A 23,189-nucleotide genomic window follows, 5' to 3' on the forward strand; every position below is an offset into this window, starting at 1 on the left:
GCGAACCCTACGCGACAGCTTACTGGCTTGCGCCCGAAGCCGGAGCTGCAGCCGAAGCAGCAGCGCCTGCGTCCGAAGCGGCAGCGCCAGCGTCCGAAGCAGCAGCCGTAGCCGAAGCAGCAGCGTCGCTCGCAGCAGCAGCAGCACCCGAAGCAGCCGTTGCTGCGTCCGAAGCGGCAGCAGCCGGTGCCGAAGCAGCAGCTGCGTCGCTAGCCGGTGCAGCGGCTTGATCGTTGCTCTTGTTGCATGCAGCCAGTGCCACAGCTGCCAACAGGGATGCTACGAGGAGGGATTTCTTCATGATCACGTCCTTTTATGGTTTAAAGGTAAGCAACAGCGCAAAATAAAACCGGTAATGTGCTCCAACACCGACCTGGGCCGCTGGTGGAGAAGCTCTTTTGACGAGCTGGAATCTTCCCTACGGCTTGGGCGGAAATTATATGCACTTTCGTACTGACAGTCGATAAATCCGGGGTCAATACGTTGTCTTTCTAATACAAAATTTCACTGTACGGTATAGCACGCGGGCAGAGTTAAGCAAGCTCGCCCACCTGTATCCAGCCCGCACGATACCACTCGTGTAGCAGTGCTGTCACCGATGAATCGTGCGATAGTGTTACAAAGCGTTTCGCACTCATGCAGCGTAGATTTGCGAGTTCAAACAGCCATTTTTTAGCGCCGTCCCATGTCATTTGTTCTCCATTTACGAAGAAAAAACGACGTTCATACAACAGGTTAGTCTTGCGATCGAGCCGCAGACCGGATTTCGATGCCGCGCCGATGAAACGGGCTTCGTTGAGCGGCCGTTGCGGCGGATCAAAGACGACGCTCGGCTTCGGTTCGCTGAGGTACGTGCCAAGGAACGACGCAATGTCCTGCTCATTCCATCGCACTTTAGCAAGCATCGCGCCCACCCGTTCCACGAGCGCCGCGGGCAACTCGGCCGGCCGCTCGACGGCGGACTGCTGCGGATCGCGATAGAGCGCGCCGGCCTTGCCCGCGGCCTCGCCGCGCTCGGCCAGGTGGTAGAGGAACTGCGCGGTAAGTTCGCTCTCGGACGGCGCGCGAAAACCGATCGAGCAGGTCATGCATTCGCCGTCGGCGATGCCGTCGTGCGCGATGTGCGGCGGCAGGTACAGCATGTCGCCCGGCTCCAGCACCCACTCCTGTTCGTGCTCGAAGTTCTGTAAAACTTTCAAAGGCAAGCCGGGCTGCAGGGTCAGGTCTTTCTGCGCGCTAATGCGCCAACGGCGCTTGCCTTTTACTTGCAAAAGAAACACATCGTAGGAATCGAAATGCGGGCCGACGCCGCCGCCATCGGTCGCATACGAAATCATCAGGTCGTCGAGACGCGCGTCCGGCACGAAACGGAAACGGTCGAGCAACGCGCGCGCGCGGTCGTCATGCAGGTCCACGCCCTGCACGAGCAGCGTCCATGCGCGCTGTTTGACGGACGGCAGTTCGTCGGGCGCGAACGGGCCGTGCTCCAGCTGCCATTTGTTGCGGAAGTGCGTGATCAGCCGGGCTTCGACGTCGTCCTGATCGGCCAGTTCGAACAGTTCGTCGCGCGACAGCGGCGCTTCGATGTCCGGAATCGCCTGGCGAATCAGCAGGGGCTTTTTCTGCCAGTAGCGGCGCATGAATTGCGACGGGCTCAGATGGTTGAGCAGAGCGGTCGGAATGTCGGGCGAGGGCGGAAGAACGGGTTGCGCGGCCGGCTTTGCAGCAGACGGCGAATTGCTTGCCGAACCTGCATCGGCAGGTAGGTGAGTGGGCCGCCTGGGCATCGTATAATGTGAGTTGTATTCTGGAGAATCGAATGAAAATCGCAAAGAACACCGTCGTGTCGGTCGCCTACAAGCTGTCGGATGCGCAGGGCAATCTGATAGAGGAAAGCGAAGAGCCGATGGTCTATCTTCACGGCGGCTATGATGGCACGTTCCCCAAGATCGAGGAAGAGCTCGACGGCCACGAGGCCGGCTTCGAGACGCAGATCCAGCTCGAACCGCAAGACGCGTTCGGCGAATACGATCCCGAGCTTGTGAAGATCGAGCCGCGCGATCGCTTCCCGGAACCGCTCGAAGTCGGCATGCAGTTCGAAGGCACCCCGGAAGATGGCGACGAGGAAATCGATGCGCTGGTCTACGTGGTGACCGACGTCGCTGAAGACAAGGTCGTGCTCGATGGCAACCATCCGCTCGCCGGCATGGCGCTGCGTTTCGCGTTGACCGTCAAAGACGTGCGTCCGGCTACTGAAGACGAAATCCAGCACGAGCACGCGCATGGCGCGGACGGCCTCGAAGTTCTCGACGACGATGAAGACGAGGACGAAGAAGACAACTCAAAACCGACCCTGCACTGAGCTTGCGGGTATGCGCGGTGTCGCCGCGGGGGCAGGCGGCACCGATGCGGGCAGCGCCGGCGAGGCCGGCAGTATCGACCCCGGCGGCATCGAGATTGCGGGCCCGTAGTCGCCGCCGCCCTGGTCGGACGGGATGCGCGGCTGCTGGTCCTGCGATTCTCCAGGCGTCTGCAATGCGGGCGGCACTTCCGAAGCCGGCCCGAACCCTTCCACATTCGGCATCTCCGGCGCACTGGGCATCGACGCGCCGGATTCGTCGCGTGGCGATACGGGTGGCAAGACCGGCGGTGTGGTGGGCAGCGGCATCTGCTTCGGCACGTCGCGCACGCTGACCCTGAACGGCGGCTTCCTGCCGAAATCTGCTTCTATCTGAATCCATTGGTTGAGACGATCACGCGGCGCAAATGCGATGCGCGTGAGGTTCGTCACGACTATCCCTTTGTCGTTGCGTAGCGGCTGATCGATGACGAAACCGCCGGCCGGCCGTTCGTCGTCTGCGTGAATGACGACCACGGGTCCGGGGAACACTTGCGCGAGCTTGACCAGACTGCGCTTGAATTCGAGAAAGCCGTCGCGGCGCGCACTGTGCGCGAAGTGCAGCCAGGCGAATCGTTCGGGTCGCTCGTAGCGTTCCGGATCGAAGTCCCCCTGAATGAACACGACGATCGCGCGAGCGTCGCGGCGCTTTGCGTATTCGGCCGCGTGTTCGAGCCAGAATGCGTTGGCGATCACGCGATCTTCGAACTCGCCGTTGCGGCCGCCCGCGCTCAGATAGTGATTGTTCGGACCCGGCGCGTTCAGGCCGATGAAGACGATGTCGCCGGCTTTGGTGTTCGCTTTGTCGTTCGCTTTTTCATTGACCACCCAGCGCACGTTTTCGCGGAACGGACGGAAGCGCGATACCTCGCTCTCGCGTGTCAGCGCGATCGGGTTCTGTCCCATCGACGTTGGATCGGCGAACAACGTTTGCCGCAACTGGTCGAGCCGCTCGACCGGATCGAAGCTGCCCGCTTCCGCCGTGCCGCAGTCGACCCAGTCATGCTGGCCGGGGATGAAGAAGAGGGCAGCGCGAGAGTTGTCGAGCAGCGCGTGGCGGCGTTCGAACAGCGCGTCGCGGCAAACCTCCTTCGGCCCCTTCAGATTGCCGTCATAGACGATGAAGCGCACGTCGCGCTCGCGGCCGATCGCCTCGAGCAGCCGTTGCGTGGCGGCTTCGTCGGCGGGGCTTTGCATGGTGCCGGAAATCACCGCGAACGCGAAATGTGAGGCTTCGGCGTGCGCCGGCGCGCCCCATGCGCACACTGCCGCGAGCACGACGATACCGCCTGTCGGTACGAGCACGTGGCGCAGCGCCGCGCGAAGCCCGCGCGGGTGTGGCAGGGGGCTCGGCGTGTCAGTGGTCCGCATCCGGCGCGACGGCCAGTTCGTGCAGTTCGTACAGCAGATCGAGCGCTTCGCGCGGACGCAGATCGTTCGGATCGATGCCTCGCAGACGCTCGACGAGTGTCTGCATCGCGGGCGACGCAGGCGCTGTGTTGCTCACCGCCTCGTGGTCGTCGTCCGCATCTTCGGCGAGCATCGCGGGCTGTGTCGCAAACAGATCGAGTTGCGGCGCGGGCTGCGCGGCCGATTGCTGCTCCAGATGCGCGAGATGCTTGCGCGCCGCGCGGATCACCGCGTTCGGCACGCCAGCGAGTTGCGCGACCTGCAGACCGTAGCTCTGATTGGCGGGCCCTTCGTTGACTGCGTGCAGGAACACGATGCCGTGCCCATGCTCGACCGCCGACAGATGCACGTTGGCCGCGTGCGGAAACTCCGCGGGTAGTTGCGTCAGCTCGAAATAGTGCGTCGCGAACAGCGTGTAGCAGCCATTGTGGGATAGCAGGTGGCGTGCGATCGCCCACGCGAGCGCGAGGCCGTCGAACGTCGACGTACCGCGGCCGATCTCGTCCATCAGCACGAGACTTTGCGGCGTCGCGTCGTTGAGGATCGCGGCGGCTTCGGTCATCTCGACCATGAAGGTAGAGCGGCCGCCGGCGAGGTCGTCGGCCGCGCCGATGCGCGTGAAGATGCGGTCGATCGGCCCGAAGGCCGCGCGCCGCGCCGGCACGTAGCTGCCCACGTAAGCGAGCAGCGCAATCAGCGCGGTCTGGCGCATGAAAGTCGACTTGCCGCCCATGTTCGGACCGGTGATCAACAGCAGCTTGCGCTCGGTCGTGAGTGAGCAATCGTTGGCGATGAACTGCTCGACCTGCGCCTCGACCACCGGATGACGACCCTGCTCGATGTCGATGCCCGCGTTCACCGAGAACGTCGGTGCAACCCAGTCGAGTGCGCGAGCGCGTTCGCCGAACGCGGCCAGCAGATCGAGCTCGGCGAGCGCGAGCGCGACGCGCTGACAGTCGGGAATGAACGGCAGCAGCGATTGCAGCAAAGCGTCGTACAGTGCGCGTTCGCGCGCAAGCGCGCGTTCCTGCGCGGACAGCGCCTTGTCCTCGAAGGTTTTCAGCTCGGGCGTGATGTAGCGCTCGGCGTTCTTCAGCGTTTGCCGGCGGCGATAGTCGTCCGGCACCTTGTCGGTCTGGCCGCGTGTGACTTCGATATAGAAGCCGTGCACCTTGTTGTACTCGACGCGCAGATTGTTGATGCCGGTGCGCGCGCGTTCGCGTGTTTCGAGATCGATCAGGAACTGTCCGCAGTTCTCCGAAATATCGCGCAGCTCGTCGAGCTCAGCGTCATAGCCACGCGCGATGACGCCGCCATCGCGCACCATCGCGGCCGGCTCCTGCGCGACCGCGAGCTTGAGCAAATCGACGCACGCGTGCGGCGGTTCGAGCGCCGCGTCGATGCGCGCGAGCGAATCCGCGTTCGATGCCACCGCCGCAAGCTGCGCGCGCAAAGCGGGGAGCGCGATGAAGGTATCGCGCAGGCTCGACAGATCGCGCGGTCGCGCCGACAGCAGCGCAAGACGTCCGGTGATACGTTCGATGTCCGAGATCTGCCGCAATGCGCCGCGCAACGTATCGAGATCGGTGCCGGGCGGCGCGTCGAGCAAGGCGCCGATCGCCTGTTGACGCGCCTGCGCCACCGCCGAATCGCGCGGCGGATGATGCAGCCAATGACGCAGCAGTCGGCTGCCCATCGTCGTGCAGCAGGTGTCGAGCAGCGAGCATAGCGTCGGCGATTCGGTGCCGCGCAGGGTTTCCGTGAGTTCGAGGTTGCGGCGCGTGGCCGGATCGAGGCCGATGTATTCGGATTCGGATTCGACCTTCAGGCTGCGCACATGACGCAGTTGCTGGCCTTGCGTGGACGCCGCGTACAGCAGCAACGCCCCGGCCGCGCCGCACGCGCAACCGAGCGAATGCGCGCCGAAGCCGTCGAGGCTCGCGACTTCGAGCTGATCGCACAGGCGCTTCGTGCCCGACGTGATATCGAAGTGCCAGGCCGGCACGCGCGTGAGCGCGCTCGCGTTGACAGGCGGTGCCCAACTGGTCGAATCGGCGGTGGCATCGGCTACCAGAATTTCCGCGGGACGGATGCGCTCGAGCGCGGCGGCGACCTGATCGGGCGCGACTTCGGCGAGGCGCAGCGCACCGCTCGCGAGATTGAGCCAGGCGAGACCGACGCTCGTCGCGATGCCGCGGCGATTGTGCGCGACGCACAGCGCGAGCAGATAGACGTCGCTCTTGTCGGACAGCAGCGCCGCGTCGGTCAGCGTGCCGGGTGTGACCACGCGCATGACCTTGCGCTCGACCGGACCTTTCGACGTAGCCGGGTCGCCGATCTGTTCGCAGATCGCGACCGATTCGCCGAGCTTCACGAGCTTGGCCAGATACTGTTCGACGGAGTGATGCGGCACGCCGGCCATCTTGATCGGATTGCCCGCCGACGCGCCGCGCTGCGTGAGCGTCAGATCGAGCAGACGCGCGGCTTTCTCCGCGTCGTCGAAAAAGAGTTCGTAGAAGTCGCCCATCCGGTAGAACACCAGCGTGCCCGGATGCTCCGCCTTGATGCGCAGGTACTGCTGCATCATCGGCGTGTGTTGTGCGACGTCGTTGGCCGCTGCGGTTTGAATGCCCATCCTTAGTGTCTTCTTGCGGTAGATGCTCAGGGCGTGAGTTTAACCCGCCGGCGCGGCGAGCGGACCCTGGCCGAACGGACGATGCCCAACCCGGCAGCCGGATGGCAGCATGTCCGATTCGATCGAAGCGCACGTTTCACGCCGTCGCGGTGCGTTGCGCCGTCGAGCCGCATCTCTTGCGGTCATTGCCGGAGCCTTGTGATGCATTCATTCCCCGATCATCGCGCGCATGTCCACCCTGCGTTCGTTCGCGGCGCTGCGGCGTTTTGCGAGCCACATCAGCAGCGTGATGAAGCTACCGAACACGACGATGATCCACTGCGCGGGCATCTTCGCCGTGAGCAGCAGCGCGTACACGCCGAGCATCAGCAGCACCGCGAGATTCTGGTTGAAATTCTGCACGGCGATCGAGTGACCGGCCGACAGCAGCGTCGCGCCGCGATGCTGCAGGATCGCGTTCATCGGCACGATGAAAAAGCCCGACAACGCGCCGAGCACGATCATCAGCGGATAGGCCAGCAGAATGTAGTAGGGCGCGACGTGCGTGCCGAAGCGCAGGCCCGCGCCGGCCGGGAACAGGTCCTTGTTGTAGAAAGCCATCGCGATCGCCACCGCGCCCGTCAGCACGCCGACCGGCAACACCTTCAGCGAGCGGGCGAGCGGAATCAGCGCGGCCGCGCCCGCCGCGCCGATTGCTATGCCGAAGCCGGTTACGCCCTGCATCACCGCTGCTTTCGACAACGACAGCCCGAGGTTCACGTTCGCCCATTTGAGCACCAGCAGCTGCATCGTCACCGCGCCGCCCCACATCAGCGTGGTCACCCACAGCGCGATCTGCGCGAGCTTGTCGGCCCACAGCACGTGAAAGCAGTGATGGAAATCGCCGAGCAGCTTCTTCGGCTCGGTCAGCCGGTTCGGATAGCGCGCGCCGGTATCCGGAATGAAGACGTTGATCGCGGCGGCGATCGCGTAGGTGAGCATGACCGCGCCCATCGCGAGATCGGCCGCCGAGCGGATCAGCGGCACATGCACACGCGTGACGAAATGCTCGACGACCGTGCTGATCAACGCACCGCCGAGCATCGTGCCGACGATCGTCGACAGCACCGTCGCCGATTCGAGCCACGCGTTCGCCTGCACGAGCTTTTCCGCGGGCAGCAACTCGGTGAGGATGCCGTACTTGGCGGGCGAATAGGCGGCCGCGCCGAAGCCGACCACGCCGTAGGCGATCATCGGATGAACGCCGAGGATCATCATCAGGCAACCGCTCGCCTTCAGTGCGTTGGAGATGAACATCACGTGGCGCTTCTGCATCGAATCGGCGAACGCGCCGACGAACGGCGCGAGCAGCACGTACGAGATCGTGAAGAAAATCTGCAGCAGCGGCGTGACCCACGCGGCCGAGCGAATCACGGAAAGCAGGGCGATGGCAGCAATCAACAGTGCATTGTCGGCCAGCGACGAAATGAACTGTGCCGCGATGATCGTGTGGAAGCCTTTTTTCATGGGCAGGTTGGAGGCTGCGCGCGGGGTGGAAGTCGGGCAGGGTCAAAGCGGCAGGAAGCAGGGAACGGTCCCGGTCGAGCCCCGCCGTGAAAAACTCCCCGCCTTTTAGCACGGAGCACCACGCACTGCGGCGCCGCCAACAAAAAAAGCGGCCGAAGCCGCTTTTCTGCACAAGCGTTTTGCGATGCCGCGGACCGGCCGCGGCGGCGCACCTTACGCCGACTGCTGACGCGTACGGCTGTAGCGCGACAGGATCGGGATCATCTGCGCGTAGATCTTCGGGTTGCCCGCGAGCACTTCGCCGACGTGCAGGAAATCCGAATCACCAGTGTAGTTGCCGACCAGACCGCCGGCTTCCGTGATCAGCAGGCTGCCTGCCGCGACGTCCCATGCGTTCAGGCCCTGCTCGAAGAAGCCGTCCATGCGGCCGGCCGCGACGTAGGCCAGATCGAGCGCGGCGGCGCCCGGACGGCGCAGGCCCGCGCAGGCTTCGGTCATCTCGGCGAACTGGCGGCCGTACGATTCGAGGTTGTCCGACTGGCGGAACGGGAAACCGGTGCCGATCAGGCCGTCGGCGAGGCGGTCGCGCTTGGCGACGCGCAGGCGCCGATCGTTGAGGAACGCGCCACGGCCGCGCGATGCGGTGAACAGATCGTTGTGGTTCGGATCGTAGACGACGGCCTGCGTGACGATACCCTTGTGCGCGAGCGCAATCGACACGCAGTAGTACGGGAAGCCGTGGATGAAGTTGGTGGTGCCGTCGAGCGGATCGATGATCCACTGGTATTCGGAATCTTCGTCCGACTTGCCCGACTCTTCGGCGAGGATGGCGTGATCGGGATAGGCGGTCTTCAGCGTTTCGATGATCGCCGCTTCGGACGCTTTGTCGACCTCCGTGACGAAATCGTTGTGCTGCTTTTTGCTGACCTGAATCAGGTCGAGATCGAGCGATGCGCGATTGATGATCTGAGCTGCGCGGCGCGCGGCCTTCACAGCGATATTGAGCATGGGATGCATAAACTGATCCTTGTGCCGGGGCAGCAAGGCTGCCGGCCGGTAAATGAGCGCGAAACCCGCATTGACGGGCGCCGCAACGACGCAAAAACAGCACGGAACGGCGAACCGGCTATCAAACCGGAGCGCCTTCCGTCGACGGAGACGAATTGAATAAGAACGGTGCGGCCGGTTCGACGGAAAGCTTTCAGCAGACGTCGGCGCCGGGCGCGAAAAGCGGTATTTTACCTGAGTCCGGGCGCCCTCGCGCAGGCGCTCGCTCGCGTACAGCCGATGTGCCGCCCGGCCGTGCGGCCGCCCGCCGCTGCCGATCAGACGCTGCACCCTCGTACGCGCGCGTGGCTCGCGCGTACGTCTGATTCGGCATAGGCGCTCGTTGGCGCTACCATACGCGTCTTGAGTCCTAGCCAATCGAGTTTCATCGTGGATCACACCCACCATTCCTCCGACCCCGCCGTGGCCGATTTGCGCGGCGGCTTCACATCGACGCGTTTCGTGCTGGTCGAGCCCAGCCATCCTGGCAATGTCGGCGCCGCGGCGCGCGCGTTGAAAACCATGGGTTTTTCTCGGCTCGTGCTCGTGTCGCCGCGCGTGCCGAACGTGCAGAACGATCCCGAAGCGATCGCGATGGCGAGCGGCGCCGACGACGTGCTCGCCTCCGTGCACGTAGTGCCGTCGCTCGCCGACGCGCTGACTGGCGTGCACTGGTCGATTGCGCTGACCGCGCGGCTGCGCGAATACGGTCCGCCGCAATGGACGCCGCGCGCGGCGGCCGCCGCCGCGCACGGAGAGGCGACGCATGGCGAGATCGCGCTGGTGTTCGGCAACGAGCGCACGGGTTTGTCGAACGAGGACGTCGAGCGATGCAGCGCGATCGCGCATATTCCGGCCAATCCGGCCTACAGCTCGCTCAATCTCGCGCAAGCGGTGCAGGTGCTCGCCTATGAGTTGCGCACCGCGTACCTCGGCGCGGATGAAACGACCGACGGCGGGCCCGCCGCGGCAGCAACAGGCGCAGCGCAGGCCGAATCAGCCAGTACGCGCGCGCAGATGGCGGCCAGCGACGAGATCGAAAGCATGTTCGCGCATCTGGAAAGCGCACTGGTCGCGCTCGAGTTTCTCGATCCGGCCAATCCGAAGAAGTTGATGTCGCGCTTGCGGCGGCTCTTCGCGCGCTCGGGGCTCGAGCGTGAGGAGGTCAACATCGTGCGCGGCATCGCCAAGCACATCCTGCTCAAAACCAGACGGACCGGCTGAGCTGCGTTTAAGGCCCATCACGGCACGCCTGATGCGCCGCCTTCATCTGACGACAACCTTGCAGGTGACGGGGACTTCCGGCAGGTTTCGCGCAATCAACCTACAATCCACGAAACGTCAGAAGCAAAGCCGCCGGCGTGCTAAGCGGCGGCAATGCCGTCATGTGTGGCGCGCAAGCGCCAGGCGCGCGGAGCCGCTCACGCAGACGGCTTTTCCCCAAACAACACAGTCCCTGCCATGTTCACGAGACTTCGCGAAGATATCGCCACGATCCGCGAGCGCGATCCCGCCGCCCGCAGCGCATGGGAAGTGCTCACGTGTTATCCGGGACTGCACGCGCTCGTGCTGCATCGGATCGCGCACGCGTGCTGGCGCGCGAAGCGCCGCTGGCTCGCGCGGTTCGTGTCGCAGATGGCGCGCTTCATGACCGGCATCGAGATCCATCCGGGCGCAACTGTCGGCCGGCGCGTGTTCATCGATCATGGCATGGGTGTCGTGATCGGCGAGACCGCGCAGATCGGCGACGACTGCACGATCTATCAGGGTGTCACGCTCGGTGGCACGTCGCTTACGCGCGGCGCGAAGCGGCATCCGACGCTCGAGCGTGGTGTGATCGTCGGTGCGGGTGCGAAGGTGCTTGGCGGCTTCACGGTCGGCGCGGACGCGAAGATCGGCTCGAACGCGGTGGTGACGAAGCCGGTACCCGCGCGGGGCACGGCGGTCGGCAATCCGGCGCGGATCATCGTGCCGGCGGCGTCGGTCGCCGCGAACGCGAACGGCGCGAACACGAATGCGAACAACGCCGCGCGTGACGCAAAGCGCGGCAGCGAAATCAGCGCGTTTTGCGCATACGGCATCACGCCCAATGCGGACGATCCGGTATCCCTTGCAATTCACGGGCTGATCGATCATGCGGCTACCCAGGCGCGGCGTATCGATGAAATCGTCGATGCGCTCGAGCGACTCGGCACGAGCCTCGAAGGGCTGCAAGGCGCGGATGCGGCGTTGCTCGATTTGCGGCGGCTGTCGGCGGCGATCGCGGGGAAGGTGGAGGGGGCGGCGGAGCGCTAGCTTTCGGCGCCCCGGCGGCGCGAAGCGCACGCCAGACCTGCGGGTCAAACCTGGTCAATCCAGCGGTAACGCTCGAATCCCGTCTGCATCGATCTTCAGATAGCCGCCGCGGCGCTCGCCGTGATCGAGATCCCAGTCCGGCAGAACCCAGCGCGTGCCGCCCGGCTCGCGATGCCGCGCGGGCAGATGCGTATGCCCATGAATGATCGTCGCGGTCTTCGATTTCCTGAACAGTGCGGCGACCCCTGCCGGGGTCACGTTATATTTGATCGACATCGGTCGCGTGCGACCATGCTCGCTCTTCGAGCGCATGTTCTCGGCGAGCTTGCGACGCCAGCGAAACGGCCACGCGAGAAACAGTGTCTGCGCGAGCCGATTGCGCGCGAAACGCCTGAACAACTGATAGCCGCGATCCGCGGTGCACAGGCCGTCGCCATGGGCGAGCGCAATGCGCGTGCCGAACGCGGTGATCACGAACGGATCGGGCAGCCAGATCGCGCCGGCCGCTTTCATGAAGCGCTTGCCCAGCAGAAAGTCGCGGTTGCCGTGCATGATGTAGAGCGCGATGCCGCGCTCGGACAGCGTGTGCAACAGCGTCGCAATATGCGCGACGAACGGCTCGCTCAGCATGTCGTCGCCGACCCAGTACTCGAACAGGTCGCCGAGGATGAACACCGAATCGGCCGCTTCCGCGTTCACACGGATGAAATGCTCGAACGCGGCGACCGTGCGCGGAATCGCCTCGCTCAGATGCAGATCGGAGAGGAAGAAAAAAGGGCGCGCGGCGTGCGGGCGTTGGCCCTCGCCAGGCACGCCCGCGGCGACGCTTCGCAGCGGCGTCTCTTGCAGCATTGAAGGTGCCTGATTTCAGTTCAAACGAGTCGACGCCCGCGTGGGGCGCGACTCACTCACGGTTTAGCCGACGACGACAGCCTTTTCGATCACGACGTCATCGACCGGCACGTCCTGATGGAAGCCCTTCGAGCCGGTCTTGACCTTGCGGATCTTCTCGACCACGTCCATGCCGTCGACGACCTTGCCGAACACCGCGTAGCCCCAGCCTTGCGGCGTCGGCGACGAGTGGTTCAGGAAGTCGTTGTCGTTCACGTTGATGAAGAATTGCGCGGTCGCCGAATGCGGGTCGTTGGTACGCGCCATCGCGATCGAGCCGTTCTCGTTCTTCAGACCGTTGTTCGCTTCGTTGGTGATCGGCTCGGCCGTCGGCTTCTGCTTCATGCCGGGTTCGAAGCCGCCGCCCTGGATCATGAAGCCGTCGATCACGCGGTGAAACACCGTGTTGTCGTAGTGTCCGGCCTTCACGTAGTTCAGGAAGTTCTCGACCGACTTCGGCGCCTTTTCGGCGTTCAGCTCGAGTTTGATGACGCCGTGGTTCGTATGCAGTTCAACCATGATGGAATCCTTTGATGAACAGGTGGATAAAAGGCGCGGCGCGTCGTCATGCGCTGACGACAGGCCGCGCCGGGGCGTTGGTTGGGGCCGGGCTGCGGCCGCGCGGGTTCGCTTGCTCGTGCGCTCGCTTGTTCGTTGTTACTTGCTCACCACCGTCGCCGACTGGATCACGATCGGCTTCTGCGGCACGTCGCTCATCGGGCCGCGCGTGGTGGTGGGCGTACCTTCGATGCGCTTCACGACGTCCATGCCGCCCGTGACCTTGCCGAACACCGCGTAGCCATTGCCGTCCGGATTCGGGTAGTCGAGATTGGCATTGTCCACCGTGTTGATGAAGAACTGTGCGGTGGCCGAATTCGGGTCGCTCGTGCGCGCCATCGCGAGCGTGCCCGTGGTGTTCTTCAGACCGTTGCGGCTCTCGAGCGGAATCGGTGCGCGCGTCGGCTTCTCGACGAAGCTCTGCGTGTAGCCGCCGCCCTGGATCATGAAGCCCGGAATTACGCGATGAAAGATCGTGCCGCTATATTGGCCCGCTTTCACGTAGTCGAGGAAATTCGCGACTGTCTTTGGCGCTTTCTCGGGATAGAGTTCGACGCGGATGTCACCCTCCGACGTCTTCAGCAGCACGGAAGGATGAACGGCCTGCGAACCGGACTGCGCAAAGGCGGGTGCGTTTGCGATCAGGGCGGCGCTGCCGAGCGCCAACATCAACCATTTCATGAAAATCCTCGGGGTTGGAGAAAACGTGCGGCCGGCAACGAGCCGGGCGCCTAGCGCGACGGCGCCATGTACGGCGGCATGGCAAGCGAGCCATTCGGGCCGCCGAACTGGAAGCTCGGGCTGTCCGTGATGTTCGACGTGGGGTGCGCGGCGGGCGCGGTGATCCCTGCGGCGGCGGGCTGCGACGCAGCAGCGGGAACCGCCGGCGACACCACCTTCTGGATGTCCGCGAGACGCTGTGCGGTCCTTGGGCTCGCCTTGCCGAGGCTCTCGGCGCGACGGTAAGCGGAATCGGCGAGGCGCAGATAGAGGTCGCCAAGGTTTTCGAACGCGAGGCCGTAGTTCGGATTCACCTGGGTGGCCATCTCGAGCGCGGCGCGCGCTTCGCTCAGGCGGCCTTGCCTCGCGAAGAGCGTGGCGAGGTTGTTGTACGGCTCGGGCAACTCGGGATACAACTGCGTGAGTTCGGTGAACGCGGCGATCGCTTCGTCGTCGCGATTCAGATGCACGAGCACGTTTGCGCGTTTGAACTTCGCTTGTGCGTCGCGAGGATTCGCGGCGACGCGCGCATCGAGTTGGGTCAGTGCGGCTTGCCAGTTTTTCTGCGCGATCGACGCGTCGATTTCCGGCGTATTGTCGCGCACGGCGGGGCCTTGCGGCATCACCGCGGCCTTCTGCGCATAAGCGCTCGCGACCGGCACCGCGGCAAGCGCGGCAACGACGGTGACGCGCCATGCGAGGGCGCGCGCCGCTTCGAAAGTAACGCCGCCAACAACGCCGCCGACAACGTCGCCAAACGCAGTCGCGGCGAGGGTCGCAGCGCTGCGCGCGCGGCCGCTGGAGTGTTTCATAGGCTCAGGTCTGGATGTTATACTCCGAGCCATTCTAACAAAAGGTCTGCGCGTTCCGTCGAACCGCCGACTGTCTTTTCGCCACTCGTGGCCGTCCCCGCCCGGTTCGCAGCGTCGTCTGCAGTCTGATCGCCGCACGAGGTGCGCCGGTTTAAGCTGTATGCGATGCACCCGTTGTCCTGTTCGTATCGCGGGTCACGGCGCGCATGAAGCACAATGCGGACTTCTTTCGGCCCACGCACCGCTCTCTATGGAATCTCTGCGCATCTACAACACGCTCGCGCGTGACAAACAGACTTTCGTGCCGCTGCGCGAAGGTATCGTGCGGATGTACGTCTGCGGGATGACCGTGTATGACTATTGTCACGTCGGTCATGCGAGGGTGATGGTCGTGTTCGACGTCGTGCAGCGCTGGTTGCGCACGCTCGGCTACGACGTGACCTACGTGCGCAACATTACCGATATCGACGACAAGATCATCAAGCGCGCAGTCGAGAATGGTGAAACCATCAAATCGCTGACGAATCGCTTCATCGCCGCGCTGCACGAAGACGCGGACGCGCTGGGCATCGAGCGTCCGGACATCGAGCCGCGCGCGACCGACTTCATTCCGCAGATGCTCGGCATGATCGAAACGCTCGAGAAAAACGGCTACGCGTACCAGGCGAGCGATGGCGACGTCAACTACGCGGTACGCAAATTCGAAGGCTACGGCAAGCTGTCGGGCAAGTCGCTCGAAGATCTGCGCGCGGGCGAACGCGTCGCGGCCAACGACGCGAAACAGGACCCGCTCGACTTCGTGCTGTGGAAGCAGGCCAAGCCCGAGGAGCCGGCCGATACCGGCTGGGATTCGAAGTACGGGCGCGGTCGTCCCGGCTGGCACATCGAGTGCTCGGCGATGGGCTGCACGCTGCTCGGCGAACAGTTCGACATTCATGGTGGCGGCCAGGATCTGCAGTTTCCGCACCACGAAAACGAGATCGCGCAAAGTGAGGCCGCGACCGGACAAACATTCGTCAATTACTGGATGCACAACGGCTACGTACAGATCGACAATGAGAAGATGTCGAAGTCGTTGAACAATTTTTTTACGATTCGTGAAGTGCTCGCGCAGTACGATGCAGAGGTGGTGCGCTTCTTCATCGCGCGCGCGCATTACCGCTCGCCGCTGAACTACAGCGACGTGCATATCGACGACGCGCGCAATGCACTCGCGCGTTTGTACACGGCGTTGAAAGACGTTACGCCCGATAGCGCCGCGCTCGACTGGAACGAAGCGTACGCGCAGCGTTTCCGGGCCGCGATGAATGACGACTTCAACACGCCGGTGGCCGTGTCGGTGCTGTTCGAACTGGCCACTGAAGTGAACCGCACGCGCGATCCCGCGCTGGCCCGTCAATTGCGCGCGCTTGGCGCGGTGCTCGGGCTGCTCGGTCGCGAACCGCGTGCATACCTGCAGCAGGCAGCGGGTGCTGCAGCCGAAGGCGCGCTCGAGCCCGCCGCGATCGAAGCGAAGATCGCCGCGCGCATCGCCGCCAAGAAGGCAAAGGACTATGCGGCAGCAGACCGGATCCGGGCTGAATTGCTCGATGCCGGCGTTGCCCTTGAAGACAAACCCGGCGGGTTGACCGAGTGGCGGCGCGTGTGAGCGCACCTCGTACTTCCCTCTGAACGACTCGCCAGGCAGGAGGCAGGATGGCAACGGCCACGAAGACGCCGGCTAAACGCGCGACGTCTCAAACCAGTGCGGCAGCCGCAGCGACGGCTACCGCAGCAACGGCTGCCGCAGTTAAATCGACGCGTGCGTCGACTCGCGCGGGCGGCGGCGCGGTAGACAAAGCGCCGTCGAAAGCGGGCGGGGCGGCGTTGAAAGCCGGCTCGGCGGCGGCGAAGAAGAGCGCGGCCAAACGTTCGCTCAATGGCGCGGGCGGCGCGGTCACTGATGTCGCGCATGCGCCTGCGAAACGCGCAGGCACGGCCTCGCGTGCGAAGGGCAACGGCGCGGTGCCGGCCAAACTCGCAGGCGAACTCGCACGTGACGTGCAGGAGCTCGCTCGCGACACGAACGCGGGCGAAGTCGTGCGCAAGACGCGTGTATCGGCCGCCTCGGCGAGCACGGTCAGCGCGGGCGGCGAAGCGGCCGGCGTCGCATCGCTCGCGAACGAAGTCGCGGTGCCGGTGCAGATCGGCGGTCTCGCGCCCGAAGTTACGCGTCCCGCGTATTGGGACAAGGCGTGCGCGGATCTCGTCAAGCGCGATCGCATCCTGAAGAAGCTGATTCCGAAGTTCGGGCCCGTGCATCTGCTGAGTCGTGGCGATCCGTTCGTCACGCTTGCGCGCTCGGTGGTCGGCCAGCAGATTTCGGTAGCGTCGGCGCAGGCGGTGTGGGCGAAGGTCGAAGCGGCCTGTCCGAAGCTCGTGCCGCAGCAGTTCATCAAGCTCGGTCTCGAGAAGCTGACCGCGTGCGGCCTGTCGAAACGCAAGGCCGAGTACGTACTCGATCTCGCGCAGCACTTCGTATCGGGTGCGTTGCACGTCGGCAAGTGGACGTCGATGGACGACGAGGCGGTGATCGCCGAACTCACGCAGATTCGCGGCATCGGCCGCTGGACCGCGGAGATGTTCCTGATCTTCAACCTGTCGCGTCCCGACGTGCTGCCGCTCGACGACCTCGGCCTGATCCGCGCGATCAGCGTCAACTATTTCAGCGGCGAACCCGTCACGCGCAGCGAAGCGCGCGAGGTTGCCGCGAACTGGGAGCCGTGGCGCACGGTGGCGACGTGGTACATGTGGCGTAGTCTCGATCCGTTGCCGGTCGACTACTGAAGAAGAACAGGAAACGAAGCCGTTTCAAAGACTATCGCGTATATGATGTCGATAGTTGAGAAATGGTTTTGACATCGGCGCGCGCGGTTAGAATACGCGCTGCCCGGTAAGTCCAAGGATTAAAACCAATGAAGACCACGTTTCTGGATTTCGAACAGCCGATCGCTGAACTCGAAGCGAAGATCGAAGAATTGCGCTTCGTGCAGGACGACTCGGCCGTCGATATTTCGGAAGAGATCGAGCGGCTGTCCAAGAAGAGCCAGCAGCTGACCAAAGATCTGTACGCGAACCTCACACCGTGGCAGGTTTCGCAAATCGCGCGTCATCCGCAGCGTCCGTACACGTTCGACTACGTGAGCGAGCTGTTCACAGACTTCCACGAACTGCACGGCGACCGCAACTTCGCGGACGATCTGTCGATCGTCGGCGGTCTCGCGCGTTTCAACGGTCAGGCGTGCATGGTGATCGGTCATCAGAAGGGCCGCGACACGAAAGAGCGCGCGCTGCGTAACTTCGGCATGCCGCGTCCGGAAGGCTATCGCAAGGCCGAGCGTCTGATGCGCCTCGCCGAGAAGTTCGGCCTGCCGATCTTCACGTTCATCGACACGCCGGGTGCGTACCCCGGCATCGGCGCGGAAGAGCGCGGCCAGTCCGAAGCGATCGGGCGCAATCTGTACGTGATGGCCGAGCTGAAGACCCCGCTGATCGCGACGATCATCGGCGAGGGCGGCTCGGGCGGCGCACTCGCGATCGCGGTGGGCGACAGCGTGCTGATGCTGCAGTTCTCGACCTACTCGGTGATTTCGCCGGAAGGCTGCGCGTCGATCCTGTGGAAGAGCGCCGCGAAAGCGCCGGAAGCAGCGGAAGCGCTTGGCCTGACCGCGCATCGTCTGAAGGCGCTCGGTCTGATCGACAAGATCGTCAACGAGCCGCTCGGTGGCGCGCATCGTGATCCGAAGGGTATGGCCGCGATGCTGCGCCGTGCGCTCGCCGATTCGCTGCGCCAGTTCCAGGGCATGAGCACCAACGACCTGCGCGAACGCCGTTTCGAACGGCTGATGGCGTACGGCAAATTCAAGGAAACGACGCCGGGCGCATAAGCCCGCGCGTTGGCCTGTCTCTATCGTCCACCGGCGCTTTGCGCGCTAACGACGTGACCACCACCGCAGACTCATCCGCCGAGCGCCTCGTGATCGAGGCGCTCGGCGCGGCGTTGTCCGGGCTCGATCCGAACGCGCGCATTGCGGTCGCATTCAGCGGCGGCGTCGATTCGAGCGTGCTGCTCGATGCGGCGGCGCGCGTCGCGGGTGCGTCGCGTTGTATCGCGCTACACGTTCATCATGGTTTGAGTCCGAATGCCGATGCATGGCTCGCCCATTGCGAGGCTTTCGCGCGCGAACGTGGCGTCGAATTCGACGCGCGACGCGTGGACGTTTCGCGCGCGCCGGGCGTTAGCATCGAGGCCGCGGCGCGCGACGCGCGTTATCGCGCGCTCGACGCGATGTGCGCAACGCACGGCATTCGCACGCTATGGCTCGCGCAGCATGCCGACGATCAGGCCGAGACCGTGCTGCTGCAACTGCTGCGCGGCGCGGGGCTGGCGGGTCTCGCTGCGATGGCGCCCGGCTCGCTGCCGGCGGGTGCGTCGACGACCCGTGTGCGACCGCTGTTGCATCTGCTGCGCGCGCAACTCGAACACTATGCGAGTGCGCGCAAGCTGCGCTGGATCGACGACGAATCGAACGCGGACATGCGTTACGCGCGCAACGCATTGCGCCATCAGGTGATGCCGGTGCTCGCGGTGCACTTCCCGGGCTTTCGCGACGCGCTCGCGCGCACGGCCGCGCATGCGGGATCGGCGCAGCGCCTGCTCGATACGCTCGCGCGCGCGGACATGGAGAGCGCGTCACGCGATGAAGGACGCGCACTCGCGCACGCCGCGCTGCTTGCACTGGACGACGATCGCGCACTGAATCTGCTGCGCTACTGGATGCGTACGCTCGGCTTCGTCGCGGCATCGAGCGCGCGTGTAGCGGATGCGCTGCGGCAGTTGCGTGAAGTCGGTGCGGGTGAGGACGGACATCGTTTGCGCATCGATCACGCGGGGCATGCGTTGCGCAGCTATCGCGGTCTCGTCTACTGGGAGGCCGGCGATAGCAGCGCGCCAGCCGACGAAACCGCGCTCGTCGAGCGCGAGATCAGCGAACTTGCGTGGCAGGGACAAGAGGTCTGGCATTTGCCGCAATGGCGGGGCACGTTCGTGTTCGCGGTGGTGGATCCAGCCGCTGCATCCGACGCAACCGACGCATCTGACGAAGCGCAACGCGACGAAGCATTCCACACCGTTCCCGTCAGCGTCCTGCAACGAGCCTCGCTAAGCGTGCGGGCGCGCCGCGGCGGCGAACGCATGCGCATCGGTGCGCCGGGTACGCCGAGCCGCACGCTGAAGAACCTGTTTCAGGAACGCGGCATTCCCGCATGGAAGCGCGACGTGCCACTGCTTTACGTTGGCGATGAACTGCTGTTCGTGCCGCTGATCGGGGTGAATCGGGGAACTGTGCGCGACGCATCCCCGGAGCGCGAAGCGCGCGCCAAAATCGTCTGGCGCGAGGATCTGCTGATTGCCTGACCGGCCAACGGACAGTCACGCAAGCCGCGCTCACGAATGTCGAAATCGTGAAATAGGGCGCAAATCAACGACAAAACAGGCCATTGCAGGCCCGATTTGACGCATTTGAACGCTCGTTGCGTCTTGTCTTTTTGTGCCTAATCAGGTACTTTAGCTTGTTTGCCCGACCCGATTTCGCCGTCGCTTTTGTCGCTCTCGGTCGTTAGTGCCGGTAGGCGAGCGTGATCCGTCGCCGCCGTTCAAATCCGATCAGCCATTTGCGATCTCATCCCGGGCAAATCCGCGCGTGCTGCACGCGTGCTGCATCTACGCCGCCACACACTTTGCCGCCGTTCACGAGACGTTGCGCCCCTGTGCTTCCTGTGCGGTCGTCTCCAGCGCGCCAGCGCGGTTTCTCTTCAAGTTCAGAACGACAATGGCACTCATCGTACATAAATACGGCGGCACCTCGATGGGCTCGGTCGAGCGCATCAAGAACGTCGCCAGGCGCGTCGCGAAATGGCACAAGGCTGGCCATCAGATGGTCGTCGTGCCGTCGGCAATGTCCGGCGAAACCAATCGCCTGCTTGGCCTCGCGAAAGAAATCACGACTCAACCGAGCCCGCGTGAGCTCGACATGATCGCCGCCACCGGCGAGCAGGTCAGCTCGGGTCTGCTCGCGATCGCTCTGCAGGAAGCCGGCGTCGAGGCGGTCAGCTACGCAGGCTGGCAGGTGCCGGTCAAAACGGACAGCGCGTTCACGAAAGCGCGCATCAGCGACATCGACGGCGAGCGTGTCATGCAAGACCTCGCAGCCGGCAAGGTGGTCGTGATCACCGGCTTCCAGGGTATCGACCCCGAAGGCCACATCACGACGCTCGGCCGCGGCGGCTCGGACACGTCGGCGGTCGCGGTAGCGGCCGCGCTGAAGGCCGACGAGTGCCTGATCTACACGGACGTCGACGGTGTGTATACGACCGACCCGCGCGTCGTCGAAGAAGCGCGCCGGCTCGACCGCGTGACGTTCGAAGAAATGCTGGAAATGGCCAGCCTGGGTTCGAAGGTGCTGCAGATCCGCTCGGTGGAATTCGCCGGCAAATATCAGGTGAAGACGCGCGTGCTGTCGAGCCTGACCGATCCGCTGATGCCGCTCGACGAAGAAATGAAGTCGGGCACCCTGATTACTTTTGAAGAAGACGAGACCATGGAAAAAGCAGTCATCTCGGGCATCGCGTTCCAGCGCGACGAAGCTCGTATCGCCGTGATGGGCGTGCCCGACAAGCCGGGCATCGCGTATCAGATTCTCGGCCCGGTGGCGGACGCGAATATCGACGTCGACATGATCATCCAGAATCAGAGCGTCGAGGGCAAGACGGCGTTCACGTTCACCGTTGGCCGCGGCGACTATGCGCGTGCAATGGAGATCCTCACCGGCACGGTGAAGGCGCACGTGCAGGCCGAGCAGGTGCTGGGCGACCCGAAGGTGTCGAAGGTGTCGGTGGTCGGCGTGGGCATGCGCTCGCACGTCGGCATCGCCAGCAAGATGTTCCGCACGCTGTCGGAAGAGGGCATCAACATCCAGATGATCTCGACGTCCGAAATCAAGATTTCGGTGTTGATCGACGAAAAGTACATGGAGCTCGCGGTGCGCGCGCTGCATAAGGCCTTCGAACTCGATCAGGCATAAATGGCGGAAAAAACGGGGCGCTCCAGAGCGCCCCGTTTGTTTTGTGGCGTTCATGTGAATGAATTGCGTCGCGAGACGCCACGTTGGCACAAATAATGTTCGTCAGACATTGACCTTATCGGCCCGTCCCGCTATTATCTTGGCTTCGTCGCACTGACTCCCTGTGCGACAGAAAGTTTGGGAGACGTGGCCGAGAGGTCGAAGGCACTCCCCTGCTAAGGGAGCATCTGGGCCAAAACCTGGATCGAGGGTTCGAATCCCTCCGTCTCCGCCAGTAATGGTGGCGAAACCCCGCAGAGTCTAGGCTCTGCGGGGTTTTTGTTTTTCCGCGGGTCTATTCGATTTCGATTTCGATCTCGCTCGATACCTCTCGCCGATTGTTCCGTTAGCTCGCTGCAGGCGGTGCGCGCTGGCGCGGTGGAGGCCGGTCGGGCATCGAATCGTCTGGTGGCAGGTAGCGCCCGATCCGCCAGCGCATGACGACGTCCGTCGTCGATATGCAGGTCTCCTGATGAATGTCTGGCGCCGTTGATGCCCGCGCCGGCCCACAGACGACTCAGTGGACAGCAGCAACGGCCGCAGCTCACAACGTGCCCCATATCGACCTTGTGGCGCTTTGCGCGGAGTCGGTGTGGCCGCGATGCGGCTACCCGTAAGCTCTGTCAAATTTCGGATAATTCTTAATATACGATCCAGAACGAATTTAATATTAAAAACATGATGCGAATTGTGTCTGCGTATCAATAAAGATCTACTCGGCATTTGCATTAATTGACAAATATTTGGTTTTTATACTATTTCGCGTTTTGGTGAATGGTGCCCACAATACGTGATAATAAGGCGCCGCAGACGGTAGTTGCCACCTTTTCTGGAGTCATCCAGCGACGTAAAGAGCGGTCACGGTTGGCGCTAGTTTTATGAATTTGTCTTGAATTCCAATAATCTAAACAAGATGCTTTTTTGGCTGCGTGGTCGATCTTTGTTTCTATGGAGGAAAAGACGTTTTAGATTTTGAGAAAATCATAAAAATCGGTTTTCACTGATGCAGTGGTGATAGATAACCATCGTTTGGAGGTGGGTTTTGCTTACTAAGATTGCTATCGCGGACGGCAATTCGATTCTGCGAATAGGAATGCGGTGCATTTTCGGAAGGCAAGCAGGCTTGCGAGTGGTCGGTGAGGCGGAAAACTCCACGGCAATCATTGAGTTGCTTCGGGAAAAAGAGGTCGACGTACTGCTGAGTGATTTCGAGATCCGCGGGGAGATGTACAGGGACGGGGGCTCTCTGATGGCACTGTTGCGCCGGACCTATCCTTCCACCAAGGTCATCTTCGTCACCACGCTCATCAATCCCTTGTTATTGAGAGCAGTCATCAATTCGCGGGCGCATGGCGTACTGCTCAAAAACGACTCGCCGGAAGAGGTGATTAGCGCGGTGCGTTCCGTTTCACGCGGCCAATTCTATATTGCACCGTCAGTGCGACGCATCACCGGTATTAACCATTGCGAAGAATTCGAAGCAAGGAAGATCGGACATCTGTCGGCGCGTGAAGGAGAGGTGCTGCGATTGTACGTCAGCGGCATGAGTATCAGTGAAATCGCGGCATTAAGACATCGGAGCCTGCAGACCGTCAGTACGCAGCGCAAACAGGGCATGAAAAAGCTCGGCTTTACCAACGATCGTGAGCTGTTTGAATACATGTTGCCCGTGCGGCGCTAGTTTTTCGGCGAGCGAACAGCGCAAACCATTGGTCCGGGCGCTTGGATCAAGCTATTCCAAAAAATAGTAGTAAGTA

20 protein-coding genes and 1 tRNA gene are annotated in these 23,189 nt (G+C 63.2%); 11 read left to right on the forward strand and 10 right to left on the reverse strand.

The features are described from left to right. Positions 1-19 precede the first annotated feature (19 nt). Together L0U84_RS06075 and L0U84_RS06080 are read right to left on the reverse strand one after the other, a co-directional pair. A complete protein-coding gene (locus L0U84_RS06075; RefSeq protein ID WP_129959435.1) occupies positions 20-301 on the reverse strand; it encodes a hypothetical protein in 282 nt (93 codons plus the stop codon). A 232-nt stretch (positions 302-533) separates the two neighbouring features. Then, positions 534-1,787 carry a cupin domain-containing protein gene (locus L0U84_RS06080; RefSeq protein WP_233848527.1) on the reverse strand — a complete coding sequence of 418 codons (1,254 nt, stop codon included), beginning with the start codon at positions 1,785-1,787 and terminating at the stop codon, positions 534-536. 32 nt (positions 1,788-1,819) lie between these two features. On the opposite strand from L0U84_RS06080, the gene L0U84_RS06085 reads away from it, so the two are divergent. After that, on the forward strand, positions 1,820-2,362 hold the full coding sequence (locus L0U84_RS06085) for an FKBP-type peptidyl-prolyl cis-trans isomerase (protein WP_129959440.1): 543 nt from the start codon (positions 1,820-1,822) through the stop codon (positions 2,360-2,362). On the opposite strand, the gene L0U84_RS06090 is transcribed toward L0U84_RS06085, so the two are convergent. From L0U84_RS06090 to L0U84_RS06105, 4 genes are all read right to left on the reverse strand, one after another. Then, positions 2,342-3,769 carry a hypothetical protein gene (locus L0U84_RS06090; protein WP_233848528.1) on the reverse strand — a complete coding sequence of 476 codons (1,428 nt, stop codon included), beginning with the start codon at positions 3,767-3,769 and terminating at the stop codon, positions 2,342-2,344. The genes L0U84_RS06085 and L0U84_RS06090 overlap by 21 nt on opposite strands. Then, on the reverse strand, positions 3,756-6,443 hold the full coding sequence (mutS, locus tag L0U84_RS06095; protein ID WP_233848529.1) for a DNA mismatch repair protein MutS: 2,688 nt from the start codon (positions 6,441-6,443) through the stop codon (positions 3,756-3,758). The genes L0U84_RS06090 and mutS overlap by 14 nt, the downstream gene beginning before the upstream one ends. Before the next feature lie 207 nt (positions 6,444-6,650). Continuing rightward, on the reverse strand, positions 6,651-7,949 hold the full coding sequence (gene lplT, locus L0U84_RS06100) for a lysophospholipid transporter LplT (RefSeq protein WP_233848531.1): 1,299 nt from the start codon (positions 7,947-7,949) through the stop codon (positions 6,651-6,653). A gap of 213 nt (positions 7,950-8,162) precedes the next feature. Next, the gene (locus tag L0U84_RS06105) at positions 8,163-8,966 is read right to left on the reverse strand and encodes an inositol monophosphatase family protein (protein ID WP_233848533.1); all 804 of its coding nucleotides are present in this window, start codon (positions 8,964-8,966) and stop codon (positions 8,163-8,165) included. On the opposite strand from L0U84_RS06105, the gene L0U84_RS06110 reads away from it, so the two are divergent. The 3 genes from L0U84_RS06110 to cysE all read left to right on the forward strand — a co-directional run bounded on the left by L0U84_RS06110 (position 8,961) and on the right by cysE (position 11,291). After that, positions 8,961-9,116 carry a hypothetical protein gene (locus L0U84_RS06110; RefSeq protein ID WP_233848534.1) on the forward strand — a complete coding sequence of 52 codons (156 nt, stop codon included), beginning with the start codon at positions 8,961-8,963 and terminating at the stop codon, positions 9,114-9,116. The genes L0U84_RS06105 and L0U84_RS06110 overlap by 6 nt on opposite strands. A 270-nt stretch (positions 9,117-9,386) precedes the next feature. Beyond that, complete coding sequence (locus tag L0U84_RS06115; RefSeq protein ID WP_233848535.1) at positions 9,387-10,220, forward strand: RNA methyltransferase; 834 nt, start codon at positions 9,387-9,389, stop codon at positions 10,218-10,220. Between the two features lie 237 nt (positions 10,221-10,457). Then, positions 10,458-11,291: a serine O-acetyltransferase gene (gene cysE / locus L0U84_RS06120; protein ID WP_233848537.1), complete on the forward strand. Its 834-nt coding sequence runs from the start codon at positions 10,458-10,460 to the stop codon at positions 11,289-11,291. Between the two features lie 54 nt (positions 11,292-11,345). Here cysE and L0U84_RS06125 read toward each other — a convergent pair whose 3' ends face one another. The 4 genes from L0U84_RS06125 to L0U84_RS06140 form a co-directional block, all read right to left on the reverse strand. After that, positions 11,346-12,143 carry a UDP-2,3-diacylglucosamine diphosphatase gene (locus L0U84_RS06125; protein ID WP_233848539.1) on the reverse strand — a complete coding sequence of 266 codons (798 nt, stop codon included), beginning with the start codon at positions 12,141-12,143 and terminating at the stop codon, positions 11,346-11,348. Positions 12,144-12,206: 63 nt separating this feature from the next. Continuing rightward, positions 12,207-12,701 carry a peptidylprolyl isomerase gene (locus L0U84_RS06130; protein WP_233848541.1) on the reverse strand — a complete coding sequence of 165 codons (495 nt, stop codon included), beginning with the start codon at positions 12,699-12,701 and terminating at the stop codon, positions 12,207-12,209. 138 nt (positions 12,702-12,839) lie between these two features. Continuing rightward, the gene (locus L0U84_RS06135; RefSeq protein WP_233848542.1) at positions 12,840-13,421 is read right to left on the reverse strand and encodes a peptidylprolyl isomerase; all 582 of its coding nucleotides are present in this window, start codon (positions 13,419-13,421) and stop codon (positions 12,840-12,842) included. A gap of 50 nt (positions 13,422-13,471) precedes the next feature. Further along, complete coding sequence (locus tag L0U84_RS06140; RefSeq protein WP_233848543.1) at positions 13,472-14,272, reverse strand: tetratricopeptide repeat protein; 801 nt, start codon at positions 14,270-14,272, stop codon at positions 13,472-13,474. A 250-nt stretch (positions 14,273-14,522) separates the two neighbouring features. Here L0U84_RS06140 and cysS point away from each other — a divergent pair, with 250 nt between their 5' ends. The 7 genes from cysS to L0U84_RS06175 all read left to right on the forward strand — a co-directional run bounded on the left by cysS (position 14,523) and on the right by L0U84_RS06175 (position 23,113). Continuing rightward, positions 14,523-15,920 (forward strand): cysteine--tRNA ligase, encoded by a 1,398-nt coding sequence (gene cysS, locus L0U84_RS06145; protein ID WP_233848545.1) that lies wholly within the window; start codon positions 14,523-14,525, stop codon positions 15,918-15,920. A gap of 47 nt (positions 15,921-15,967) precedes the next feature. Beyond that, positions 15,968-17,098, forward strand: coding sequence for a DNA-3-methyladenine glycosylase family protein (locus tag L0U84_RS06150; RefSeq protein WP_233848547.1), 1,131 nt, complete (start codon positions 15,968-15,970; stop codon positions 17,096-17,098). Positions 17,099-17,226: 128 nt separating this feature from the next. Then, positions 17,227-18,198 (forward strand): acetyl-CoA carboxylase carboxyltransferase subunit alpha, encoded by a 972-nt coding sequence (locus tag L0U84_RS06155; protein ID WP_090800690.1) that lies wholly within the window; start codon positions 17,227-17,229, stop codon positions 18,196-18,198. Positions 18,199-18,251: 53 nt separating this feature from the next. Then, positions 18,252-19,727: a tRNA lysidine(34) synthetase TilS gene (gene tilS, locus L0U84_RS06160; protein ID WP_233848549.1), complete on the forward strand. Its 1,476-nt coding sequence runs from the start codon at positions 18,252-18,254 to the stop codon at positions 19,725-19,727. A gap of 415 nt (positions 19,728-20,142) precedes the next feature. Continuing rightward, on the forward strand, positions 20,143-21,393 hold the full coding sequence (locus L0U84_RS06165; protein WP_233848550.1) for an aspartate kinase: 1,251 nt from the start codon (positions 20,143-20,145) through the stop codon (positions 21,391-21,393). A gap of 180 nt (positions 21,394-21,573) precedes the next feature. Then, positions 21,574-21,667: transfer RNA gene (locus L0U84_RS06170), tRNA-Ser, on the forward strand. A gap of 807 nt (positions 21,668-22,474) precedes the next feature. Further along, positions 22,475-23,113, forward strand: coding sequence for a response regulator transcription factor (locus tag L0U84_RS06175; protein WP_233848552.1), 639 nt, complete (start codon positions 22,475-22,477; stop codon positions 23,111-23,113). Positions 23,114-23,189: the final 76 nt, after the last annotated feature.

It is taken from the genome of Paraburkholderia sp. HD33-4 (genome assembly GCF_021390635.1).
In the GTDB taxonomy this organism is placed as follows: domain Bacteria; phylum Pseudomonadota; class Gammaproteobacteria; order Burkholderiales; family Burkholderiaceae; genus Paraburkholderia.